This window comes from Actinomadura sp. 7K507 (genome assembly GCF_004348425.1).
GTDB lineage: Bacteria > Actinomycetota > Actinomycetes > Streptosporangiales > Streptosporangiaceae > Spirillospora.
On the sequence record NZ_SMKK01000283.1, the window covers coordinates 1 to 10,887 of the forward strand.

Genomic DNA, 10,887 nt, shown 5'->3' on the forward strand with positions numbered 1-10,887 from the left:
GGGCCGTCGCGGCGGCCACGATGACGGCGAGCGCGGCGCCTCCCGCGATCAGGCGCCCGCGTCGCCCGCCGGAACCGGAGCCCGGATCGGTGGCCGGGCTCTGGCCGGGAGCGGTGTGCGGATGCCTCGGGACCGTGGGCGGAGGCGGTGGATGAGGCGGTGGCGGGACGGGGCCCCGATGCGGGGCGGAATCGGTCGTGCCGGACGGGTCGACGAGCCGCACCATCAGGTCGCGGGCGGACGGGCGGCGGGCCGGGTCCTTGGCCAGGCACTCGGTGATCAGAGGGAGCAGCGAAGGCGGCACCCCGCCGAGATCGGGCTCGGCGTTGGCGATGCGGTGCATGGTCGCCGGGATGCTGGTGGCCGGGCCGAACGGCGGATGCCCGGTGGCCGCGAACACGATGGTCCCCGCCCACGCGAAGACGTCCGACTTTCCCGTCGGCGGGTGCCCTTCCAGCCATTCAGGGGCGAAGTACGAGGGTGTGCCGACGACCTGGGTGTGGGTCTCGGCGTCGATGGCGCGGGCGATGCCGAAGTCGACGACGCGCGGGCCGTCCGGCCCGAGGAGCACGTTGGCGGGCTTCAGATCGCGGTGGACGATACCCGCGCCGTGGATCGCCGCCAGCGCGCTCGCGGTGTTGACGGCCAGCCGCTCCAGGTCGCCGCCGCGCAGCGGCCCGCTGTCCCGGACGCGCTCCTGGAGGGACGGTCCATCGATGAACTCGCTGACCACGTAGGGCGCCTCGCCGTCCGCGGAGGAGTCGAGGACGGCGGCCGTGCAGAACGGGGCGACCTGCCGGGCGGCCCGCATCTCCCGCGCGAAACGGTCGCGGGCGGCGGCGTCGGTGGTCTTGAGCGTCTTGACGGCGACGCGTTCCCCGGACGGCCCTTCCCCGAGGTAGACGACGCCCTGGCCGCCTTCGCCGAGGCGTCCGGTCAGCCGGTAACCGCCGACCGTACGCGGATCGTCATGGTCCAGGGGGGTGGAAGGCATCGGCGGGCTCCTCCTAGAGGGATCGGGGGCGTCGTCCCATACGATGCATCAAACCGTACTTTTGATCGCCGGGGCGGTTACCGTCCAGCGGCTATGGTCGTCGCATGGGAGACGGTGACGGCTGGGCCGACTGCGGGCTCGGGCACACGCACTGGGGGCGGTTCGGTGCGGCGGGCCTGCTGGCCTACCATCGCGACCCCGGCGGCCAGGTGTGGGTCCTGCTGCAGCAGCGCGCGTGGTGGGGGATCGGCGGCGGTACCTGGGGGATGTTCGGCGGCGCGCTGCACAGCCACGAGGACCCCGTATCGGGCGCGCTGCGCGAGACCGCCGAGGAATGCACGCTCGACACCGGTCTCGTGAACGTGCACGGCACGAGCGTCGAGGACCACGGCGGCTGGACGTTCACGTCGGTGATGGGGTCGCTGTCCGAACTCCCGCGCGTCCGCGCCGCGTCCAGTGAGACGCGCCGCGCGCAGTGGGTGCGCGCGGAGGAGGTCACCGACCGCAAGCTGTTCGCGCCGTTCGCGCGCTCATGGCCCCGGCTGCGGGACGCGATGAAGGGCGTCGTCCTCGTCGTGGACGCGGCGAACGTCGTGGGCGCTCGCGCGGACGGCTGGTGGAAGGACCGTGCGGGGGCGAACCTGAGACTCCGCGACGATCTCAAGGCGTTGAACGCGGGAGTCCAAGGCCTGCCCGGTGAGATCGTCCGGTTCGACCGCTGCTTCCCCGAGGTCGTCCTGGTGGTGGAGGGCGCGGCGCGAAGCGTCGCCGACGCTCCGGCGAACGGGGTGAAGGTCGTGGCGGCTCCCGGCAGCGGCGACGACCAGATCGTGGACCTCGTCCAGGGCACCGGGCTCGACACGGCCCACCTGGTGGTCACCGCCGACCGGGAACTTCGGAGGCGCTGCGAGGCAGCCGGCGCCGCCGTCATCGGCCCCCGCTGGCTCCTCGAACGCCTCTAAGCCCTCAGATCTCCACGCGGTGGCCGGTGTCGCGGAGAGCCTCCGTCGCCTCCTTGAGCCGGTGTTCGGGGACGAGGACGAGGTCGGCGTGGTAGGTGGAGGCCACGAAGACGGGGATCTCCGCCTCGGCGAGCGGGCCGACGATCTCGGCCGGTGTGCCGGGCACGCGGAGACCGTTGCCGGTGCCGCCGTAGAAGCCGGCCCAGCGTTCCGGCTCGCCGAACGGCGGCGCGTCCCGGATCACGGTGAGTCCTTCGGGGGCGCGCACCAGCGCGATCCAGTCGTCGTCCTCCGGCAACGTCGCGTGCGGCAGGTGCTCCACCACGAACTGTCCGGGAACGACGTGCAAGCGCTGCGAATGCATCCGGCCAGACTATTCAGGCACGGGTCATTCAGGCACGGGTCATTCAGGCACGGGTCATTCAGGCACGAGCCAGACCGCGCCCAGAGGCGGAACCCGCAGGACCGCCGAGGCGGGCAGGCCGTGGCACGGCTCGGCGGTCGCCTCGACGCGGCCGAGGTTCTCGACGCCGCTGCCCCCGTACTCGAAGGCGTCGGTGTTGACGAGTTCGCGCCAGCCGCCTGTGCGGGGCAGGCCCACCCGGTAGTCCTCGTGCGGGTTCCCGGCGAAGTTGACCACGCACGCCAGCACCGGCGGCTCGCCGTCCTGCCCGCCTTCCCGAGCCGTCCCGTACCGGAGGTAGGACAGGGTGTTGCCGCCCGCGTCGTTGCCGTCGATCCAGCGGAAGCCCTCGTGGTCGCTGTCACGCGTCCACAGCGCGGGCTCGGCCCGGTAGGCGCGGTTCAGCTCGCGGACGAGCTTCTGCAGCCCCAGGTGGTGGGCGCCCTCGGCGGCGTTCTCCAGCAGCCACCAGTCGAGCGGGCGTTCCTCCGCCCATTCGGCGCCCTGGCCGAACTCCTGCCCCATGAACAGCAGCTGCTTGCCGGGATGCGACCACATGTAGGCGAGCAGGGTGCGCAGCCCGGCGAACTGCTGCCAGGCGTCGCCCGGCATCTTGCTCAGCAGCGACCCCTTGCCGTGGACGACCTCGTCGTGCGACAGCGGCAGGACGTAGTTCTCCGAGAACGCGTACACCAGCGAGAACGTGATCTCGTTGTGGTGGTAGTGCCGGAACACCGGCTCGTGGCGCAGGTACTCCAGCGTGTCGTGCATCCAGCCCATGTTCCACTTGAACCCGAACCCGAGGCCGCCGAGGTGCGTGGGACGGGACACGCCCGGCCACGCCGTCGACTCCTCGGCGATCGTCATGACACCCGGGTTGCGCTTGTAGACCGTCGCGTTCATCTCCTGGAGGAAGGAGATGGCCTCCAGGTTCTCGCGCCCGCCGTAGATGTTGGGCGTCCAGCCGCCCTCTTCCCGCGAGTAGTCCAGGTACAGCATCGAGGCGACCGCGTCCACGCGCAGCCCGTCGATGTGGAACTCCTCCAGCCAGAACAACGCGTTGGCCACCAGGAAGTTGCGGACTTCGGCGCGGCCGAAGTTGAACACGAGCGTTCCCCAGTCGGGCTGCTCGCCCCGCATCGGATCGTCGTGCTCGTACAGGGCGGTGCCGTCGAAGCGGGCCAGCGCCCATTCGTCCTTGGGGAAGTGGGCGGGCACCCAGTCCATGAGGACGCCGATACCCGCCTGGTGGAGGCCGTCGACCAGGTGACGGAAGTCGTCCGGGCTTCCGAAGCGTGAGGTCGGCGCATAGTACGACGTCACCTGGTAGCCCCAGGACGGGCCGTACGGGTGTTCGGCGACCGGCAGCAGCTCCACATGCGTGAAACCCATGTCCCGGACGTACGCGGTCAGTTCGTCGGCCAGTTCCTTGTAGCCGAGCCCAGGACGCCACGACCCGAGATGCACCTCGTACACGCTCATGGGCTCGTGCAACCAGTCGCGTTCCTTGCGGCCGTCGATCCATGCGCCGTCGCCCCACTCATAGGACGAGGTGTAGACGCGGGACGCCGTCGCGGGCGGACGCTCGGTGCACTGGGCCATCGGGTCGGCCTTGGTGCGCCATACGCCGTCCGCGCCGAGGACCTCGTACTTGTAGCACATGCCGTCGCCGATGCCCGGGACGAACAGCTCCCAGACACCGGTGGAGCCGAGCGACCGCATCGGGTACGCGCGGCCGTCCCAGTGGTTGAAGTCGCCCACGACGCGCACGCCGCGCGCCGTCGGCGCCCACACCGCGAAACCGGTCCCGTGCACGGTGCCGAACGCGGACGCGTAGCTGCGGACCCCCGCGCCGAGCGCCCGCCACAGTTCCTCGTGCCGGCCCTCGCTGATCAGGTGCAGGTCGAGCTCGCCGAGTGTGGGCAGGTGCCGGTACGGGTCGTCCTGGAGCGTCTCGACACCGTCCCCGTAGGTGACGGCGAGCCGGTAGTCGGGGACGGCGAGGGGCGCCTCCTCCTCGTCGTCGCCCGCCAGGGACGTGCCGTGCGGGAGCGTCCCGGCGAAAAGGCCCTGATGGAAGTGGCGGAGGGGATGCCGGTCGCCGTTCGGCAGGACGACCTCGACCCGTTCGGCGAGCGGCCGCAGCGCCCGCACCGTCACGCCGTCCCGGCCGGGATGCGCCCCGAGGACTCCGTGCGGATCGTGGTGGTCGCCGCCGACGAGCCGGTCGATCTCCGCGCGCGTCACCCGTGCCATGACCTCACGGCCTCCCGTCCACTGACCATCACCTCAGTAGAGGTGCCCCGAGATCCGCGGGTCTCACGTCAGACGCGCACCTGTTTTCCCCGAGCCGTCCCGGGGCGTGAATTGGTGCGACCGCACGGGCGGCACGACTTTCGTCGAGGGGTCGCGCCGGTTGTGCCGTCCGTGCGGTCACGTCTACCTGGCCCCAGGGGTGACATCGACCCCACCGCCCTGGGCTCCACTCCTGTGTCACTTGAGCGACACAAGTACCTGCCGTACCGGAGGGGCCCGGCCCGGTCCGCCCCCGCTCGCGGACCGGGTCGCGCCGTTCCCCAACGGAGTCGCGTCACGGGGTCCCGCCCTCCTCGCGCGTCTGCTCGCGCAGCAGCCGGCGAAGCCCCGCCGAGTCGTCGGCGGCCACCGTCATCGCGTATCCGGCCTGGAGTTGGGAGTCGCTGAGATCGCCGCTCCGGGTCGCGTACCAGCGTCCCGCATCGCTCCGCCACACCTGCCAACCCGGAAACTCCCCCTCGATGGCCGCCTTCAGATCATCGAAGTCGCCCATCAAGGTCGTCCTTTCCCCGAGGCCGCTCTTCTGTATACAAAAGTCTTACTCGGGCCGAGAGGTGTCAAGCTGTCCGTAAGCGGACCATGCCCCCGCGGATAGCGCGCGGAAGGTATGGATGACAGGGAGGGTCAGGGCAGGATCGAACGTCGCGTCGAACGCGGGTCGAACGCGAGAACCGGGCCGTACGGCCGGCGCCGCCGGGCGAAGGGCCGGAAGAAGGGGAGGTGACGCCGGTGCCGGACCGTCCCGCCTACCTGCGCATCGCCGACACTCTGCGAGACGGCATCAGGGGCGGCAGCCTCCCGCCGGGGACCCGGCTGCCGACCATCGCGGAGCTGTGCGAGGCCCACGGCGTCTCCGAGATCGTCGTGCGGCAGGCCATCGCGCTGCTGCGCGGCGAGGGACTGGTCGAGACCCGCCGCGGCGGCGGCACTCTCGTCCGGGTCGTTCCCCCTGCTCGCAGGGTCGCCATGGACCGCTACCGCGCGGTGACGAGGCCGCTGGCGGTTCCCGAGACCACCTTCACCCGCGACCAGCGGATCACCTGGGAGGAGTACCGCCTCGACAAGGAGTTCACCCGGGTGCGGGCCGACGCCGAGCTCGGCGCGCTGTTCGAGCTGCCGACCGGTACCGAGCTGCTGCGCCGCCGGTTCGTCTTCCACGCCCGCGGCGAGCCGCAGCAGATCTCCGTCAACTACCTGCCGTGGGATCTCGTCGGCGGCACGCCCGTGTCCGACCCGGCGCGCGAGCCGTGGCCCGGGGGGACGCTCGCGCAGCTGGCCTATCTCGGCCATCCGCCGACCCGCGTCGAGGAGGCCGTCCGCTCCCGCATGCCGACCCCCGAGGAGGCCGAGACCCTCCACATGACCGGCGGGGTGCCGGTCCTCGCCATCACGCGCCGGATGCTGTCGCGCGCCGAGGTGATGGAGGTCTGCCGCGACATCGTGCTGCCCGCCGACCGCGTCGTCCTCGACTACTCCATCGACCTGTGACGCCCGCCTGGCCCGGCTCGCCGGGCCGGTCAGCCTGCCAGGCGGGCGAGGGAGCGCAGGGGGACGGGGAGCCAGGACGGGCGGTTGCGCGCCTCGTAGCGGATCTCGTAGACCGCCTTGTCGAACTCGAACGCCCGCACCAGCGCCGCGTGCGCGGCCGGGTCGGGCCCGCCCGCCGCCGCGTAGCCGGCGCAGAAGGCCTCCCGGTTCCGCTCCGCCCAGGCGCGGGCCCGCATCTCCAGCGTCTCGGCCGCGTCCGGGGGCAGGTCGCCGTCGCGCACGAGCAGGAACCGGGCCGCGTACTCGAAGGAGCGCAGCATCCCGGCGACGTCGCGCAGCGGATGCGCGGGCGCGCGGCGCTCGGCGGGCGTGCGGGCCGGCTCGCCCTCGAAGTCCAGCAGGACCCAGCCGGAGTCGGTGCGCAGGACCTGGCCGAGGTGGTAGTCGCCGTGGACGCGCTGGACGGGCAGCGTCCGCGCCTCCGCGGCGACCTCGTCGAACACCGCGCGGATCGCCCGGACGTGCGGGCGTATCTCGGGGACGGCGGCGCTGACCTGGTCGAGGTGCTCGTTCATCGCGAAGACCGACTCCCGCAGCGCCGCCGCCGGCGCCCGCGTGACCCCGAACGCGGCGGCGAGATCGCGGTGCACCTGCGCGGTCGCCGCGCCGAGCCGCCCGGCCTCCGCGGCGAAGTCGCCTCCCACGGCGCCCGCGTCGCGTGCCGTGAAAGCCGGCACCGGTCCCGTCGTCGGCCCCGTCATCGGCAGGGCGGGCTGGGCGAACCAGTCGCGGACGCTGGTCAGGGCGAGCTGCCAGCCGTCGGTGGCGCTGCGCAGGAACTCCGAGAGCAGCGCCAGCGTGACGGGCTCGTCGCCGGTGCCGTCCCACGCGGCGTCCGCGCCGGGTTCCAGTTCGATCCAGCCGTGCACGGCCGGGATGTGCGCGCAGCCCTGGCGGGAGAGCGCCAGGTTGACCTCGAGGTCCGGGTTGAGGCCGGGGGAGAGGCGGCGGAACAGCTTGCAGATGTAGGCGTCGCCGAAGATCAGTGAGGTGTTGCTCTGCTCCGCCCCGATGGGCGTGCTCTCCAGGTCCGTGCGGACGCCGGTCCCGGGCGCGCGGCGGAACCGCAGCGGTCCGATCTGCGTCTCGTTCGCCATGTACGCCAGCAGCGGGCCGGTGAGCTCCGGGTCGTGCGCGGCGTCGTAGACGTGCCCGGCGATGCCGTGGCCGCCGGCCAGCCGTCCGATGAGGCAGGATTCCAGGCGCCCGGGGAGGTCGCGGCGGACGCCGAGGAGCACCTGGTAGCGGTCGGTGGTGCCGTTCTGGCGGACGTCGAGGATGAGGTGGTGGAGGCCGGGGTCGCCGGTGCGCAGTTCGGTCGCGGTGCCGATGGTCAGTTCGTCGATGGGGCCGTCCTTGCCGCCGAACCACCGCTGCCGGGGCAGCCAGCCGGCCAGGAGCCGAACGAGGGAATGGTCGGGCGGCGCCACGGTCAGATCACTCCTTCTCCCGGCTCGTGCACCTGGGGCGGTGGCGGCAGCAGGAACCAGTAGAAGCCGTGCCCGGGAAGCGTCAGCAGGTAGGGCAGGTCGCCGATGGCCGGGAACTGCACGCCGCCCATGCATTCGATGGGCGTCGAGTCCCGGAAGCGCCGCAGGTCGAGTTCCACGGGCTGCGGGAAGCGCGACAGGTTGTTCACGCAGAGAATGGTGTCCATCCCGCCCCACTGGTTGGTGTCGCCATTTCCGATCTCGCGGGTGAAGGCGAGGACGGAGGGGTTGGAGGCGGAGAGTTCGACGTAGGAGCCGACGCCGAAGACGGGGTGGCGTTGGCGGATCTCGATCATTTTGCGGGTCCAGTGGAGCAGGGATCCGGGGTTGTTGGCCTGGGCTTCGACGTTGACGGCTTGGTAGCCGTAGATGGGGTCCATGATGACGGGGAGGTAGAGGCGGGCGGGGTCGCATTTGGAGAAGCCGGCGTTGCGGTCGGGTGTCCATTGCATGGGGGTGCGGACGGCGTCGCGGTCGCCGAGCCAGATGTTGTCGCCCATGCCGATTTCGTCGCCGTAGTACAGGACGGGTGAGCCGGGGAGGGAGAGGAGGAGGGCGGTGAAGAGTTCGAGTTGGTTGCGGTCGTTGTCCAGGAGGGGGGCCAGGCGTCGGCGGATGCCGATGTTGGCTTTCATGCGGGGGTCTTTGGCGTATTCGGTGTACATGTAGTCGCGTTCTTCGTCGGTGACCATCTCCAGGGTGAGTTCGTCGTGGTTGCGGAGGAAGATGCCCCATTGGCAGGATTCGGGGATTTTGGGGGTTTGGGCCATGATTTCGGAGATGGGGTAGCGCTGTTCGCGGCGGACGGCCATGAAGATGCGGGGCATGACGGGGAAGTGGAAGGCCATGTGGCATTCGTCGCCGCCGGCGGCGGGGTCGCCGAAGTATTCGACGACGTCGGCGGGCCATTGGTTGGCTTCGGCGAGCAGGACGCGGTCGGGGTAGAGGCGGTCGACTTCGGCGCGGACGCGTTTGAGGTAGGTGTGGGTTTCGGGGAGGTTTTCGCAGTTGGTGCCTTCGCGGGCGTACAGGTAGGGGACGGCGTCGAGGCGGAAGCCGTCGATTCCGAGGTCGAGCCAGAAGCGCAGGTTTTCCAGCATGGCGTCTTGGACGTCGGGGTTGTCGTAGTTGAGGTCGGGTTGGTGGGTGAAGAAGCGGTGCCAGTAGTACTGGCCGCGGACGGGGTCGTAGGTCCAGTTGGAGGATTCGGTGTCGATGAAGATGATGCGGGCGTCGGGGTAGCCGGTGTCGTCGTCGGCCCACATGTAGAAGTCGCCGAAGGGGCCGTCGGGGTCGGTGCGGGAGGCCTGGAACCAGGGGTGCTGGTCGCTGGTGTGGTTCATGACCAGGTCGGCGATGACTCTGATGCCGCGGGCGTGGGCTTGTTCGATGAGTTCGACGAAGTCGCCGAGTTCGCCGAAGTCGGGCAGGATGCGGGTGTATTCGGCGATGTCGTAGCCGCCGTCGCGCAGGGGTGACTGGTAGATGGGCAGCAGCCACAGGCAGTCCACGCCGAGCCATTGCAGGTGGTCGAGTCTGCTGATCAGGCCGCGCAGGTCGCCGTAGCCGTCGCCGTTGGAATCGGCGAACCCGCGCACCGACACCTCGTAGAACACCGCCGTCTTGAACCAGTGCGGCATGCGCGGCGTCTTCTCGTCGAAGGGGTCCGGGAGCGCCCGGGGGGCGGGCGCGGCGGCGTCCTCCAGGGGGACGGCATCCGTCTCCGGCTCGGTGACCTGGTCGGACGTGCTGGCGGTGGAGTTCTTCGGCTGGCCGTGCATGGGTCACCCCGAGTGTGTTGGAGACATCTAGATCAGCAATTCCCGGTGTCCGCGCCCGGGGACGTTCACGACAGGCAACCATCCGTAAAAGATTCAGTACGGTCCGTGACCGTCGTCCCGGTTTCAGGTCGGCGGGCCCGGCCGGACGGGCCGGGGCGCGACCGCCCGCGGGGTAGATCCGGCCATGCTCGGCCGCGATGACGCGGCCGCGCCCCGGGGCCTGAAGGTCATCGCCCGGTAGCGGCCCGGCAGAGAGCGGGAAAGTAGCGCAAAAACATGTCGATCCACGGCCCGGCCACTGGCGCGCGGGCCTCCGGATGCTTGCCGCGCGACGGTTGTGTCATGTCCGTGTTTTTAGCTTCGCCGCTTTTTCTGTCGCATGCCCCGGGTAGGTCATTTCCAAGCTCAGAACCTGCCGCGCAGTTGACGGCTGTGCAGTTGACGCCCATGTCGTGATGCCCGTGTCGTGATGCCCGTGCCGTGAAGCCGGTGTCGCCGACGCCGGCGCAGTTCACGCCTGTGCGACCGATGACGAAACGGCCGGCGGCGGGACGGTTGACAAATCCGGACGGAAATACTTCGTCCAAAGCGATCGGAGGGACAGTGGAGCGGTGGGAGATGTCGCCATCGGTCGTACCGACGCGCGATGACCTCGTGGCGCGGCTGCGCGTTCGCTTCGCCGATGTTCCGGCGGAGAACGTGCGCCGTTGCGTGGACGACCTGTGGTGCTGCTGCGCCCATCTCGGGGTGCGGCCCGAAGAACGGACCATCGAACGCCTCGCGGCGTCCCGGCTGACGGGCGTCGTGCGAGGAGGGCGCCCGCCGTATCCGGACGGGCGTCCCGCGTCGAGACCGCCGGGCTCCCGTGCCGCCGCCAAGCGCCCCGCGGGCGCGACGACCCCGATCGGGATGTGACATATGAAGGACACGACCGTGCGGGGACTGAGCATGGAGACCCGGCGAGGGTTCATCGTGCTGCGGCTGCCCGCACAGATCAGCTGGCAGAACTACGCGGGGATCAGGGAGGGGGTGAGCAAGGCCCTGTCCCTCGCCTCGGCGGGCACGGCCCCGGGAACGGGCCGCGGAGGGGTCGTCGTCGACTTCGGTGACGCGGTGCTCCTGGACGCCGCGGGACTGGTCCTGCTGGCCCGCGCGGAGACTCGGGCGCAGCTGCTCGGCTGCCCGCTGCGCGCCGTGGTGCCCGCCCTGTCCGCCCACGTGCGGCGGGCGCTGCAGCTCACCGGCCTGAGCCGGCTCGTCCCGGTGTTCGCGGACGTCGCGTCCGCCACGGCCGCGCCCGTCCCCGGCGGTGAGGCGGGGAACGTGGACACCACCTACGTGCTGGACGCCATCCGGGCCCTGCACCCGGGGGACGCCGGGCTCACGCCCACCC

Annotated in this window: 10 protein-coding genes; 4 read left to right on the forward strand and 6 right to left on the reverse strand. The window is 71.0% G+C overall.

Features of this window, described 5'->3' with window-relative positions; all coding sequences use genetic code 11:
• Positions 1–994 (reverse strand): serine/threonine-protein kinase (locus tag E1285_RS39120; RefSeq protein ID WP_132159653.1); only part of this gene is annotated, 994 nt, incomplete at its 3' end.
• A gap of 104 nt (positions 995–1,098) precedes the next feature.
• Here E1285_RS39120 and E1285_RS39125 point away from each other — a divergent pair.
• Positions 1,099–1,956, forward strand: coding sequence for an NUDIX domain-containing protein (locus E1285_RS39125; RefSeq protein WP_132159654.1), 858 nt, complete (start codon positions 1,099–1,101; stop codon positions 1,954–1,956).
• Positions 1,957–1,960: 4 nt separating this feature from the next.
• Here E1285_RS39125 and E1285_RS39130 read toward each other — a convergent pair whose 3' ends face one another.
• The 3 genes from E1285_RS39130 to E1285_RS39140 all read right to left on the reverse strand — a co-directional run bounded on the left by E1285_RS39130 (position 1,961) and on the right by E1285_RS39140 (position 5,168).
• Positions 1,961–2,320 (reverse strand): ACT domain-containing protein, encoded by a 360-nt coding sequence (locus tag E1285_RS39130; protein ID WP_132159655.1) that lies wholly within the window; start codon positions 2,318–2,320, stop codon positions 1,961–1,963.
• Between the two features lie 54 nt (positions 2,321–2,374).
• Positions 2,375–4,615, reverse strand: a complete 2,241-nt coding sequence (gene glgB, locus E1285_RS39135) for a 1,4-alpha-glucan branching protein GlgB (protein ID WP_132159656.1) — start codon at positions 4,613–4,615, stop codon at positions 2,375–2,377.
• Positions 4,616–4,949: 334 nt separating this feature from the next.
• Positions 4,950–5,168, reverse strand: coding sequence for a hypothetical protein (locus E1285_RS39140; protein ID WP_132159657.1), 219 nt, complete (start codon positions 5,166–5,168; stop codon positions 4,950–4,952).
• Between the two features lie 227 nt (positions 5,169–5,395).
• Here E1285_RS39140 and E1285_RS39145 point away from each other — a divergent pair, with 227 nt between their 5' ends.
• The gene (locus tag E1285_RS39145) at positions 5,396–6,163 is read left to right on the forward strand and encodes a GntR family transcriptional regulator (protein WP_243723363.1); all 768 of its coding nucleotides are present in this window, start codon (positions 5,396–5,398) and stop codon (positions 6,161–6,163) included.
• A gap of 29 nt (positions 6,164–6,192) precedes the next feature.
• On the opposite strand, the gene E1285_RS39150 is transcribed toward E1285_RS39145, so the two are convergent.
• Together E1285_RS39150 and treS are read right to left on the reverse strand one after the other, a co-directional pair.
• Entirely contained in the window at positions 6,193–7,653 is a 1,461-nt protein-coding gene (locus E1285_RS39150) for an aminoglycoside phosphotransferase (protein ID WP_132159658.1), read from the reverse strand.
• A 2-nt stretch (positions 7,654–7,655) separates the two neighbouring features.
• On the reverse strand, positions 7,656–9,353 hold the full coding sequence (treS, locus tag E1285_RS39155) for a maltose alpha-D-glucosyltransferase (RefSeq protein ID WP_132159662.1): 1,698 nt from the start codon (positions 9,351–9,353) through the stop codon (positions 7,656–7,658).
• 759 nt (positions 9,354–10,112) lie between these two features.
• On the opposite strand from treS, the gene E1285_RS39160 reads away from it, so the two are divergent.
• Complete coding sequence (locus E1285_RS39160; RefSeq protein ID WP_132159659.1) at positions 10,113–10,409, forward strand: hypothetical protein; 297 nt, start codon at positions 10,113–10,115, stop codon at positions 10,407–10,409.
• Positions 10,410–10,412: 3 nt separating this feature from the next.
• Positions 10,413–10,887 (forward strand): STAS domain-containing protein (locus tag E1285_RS39165; protein WP_132159660.1); only part of this gene is annotated, 475 nt, incomplete at its 3' end.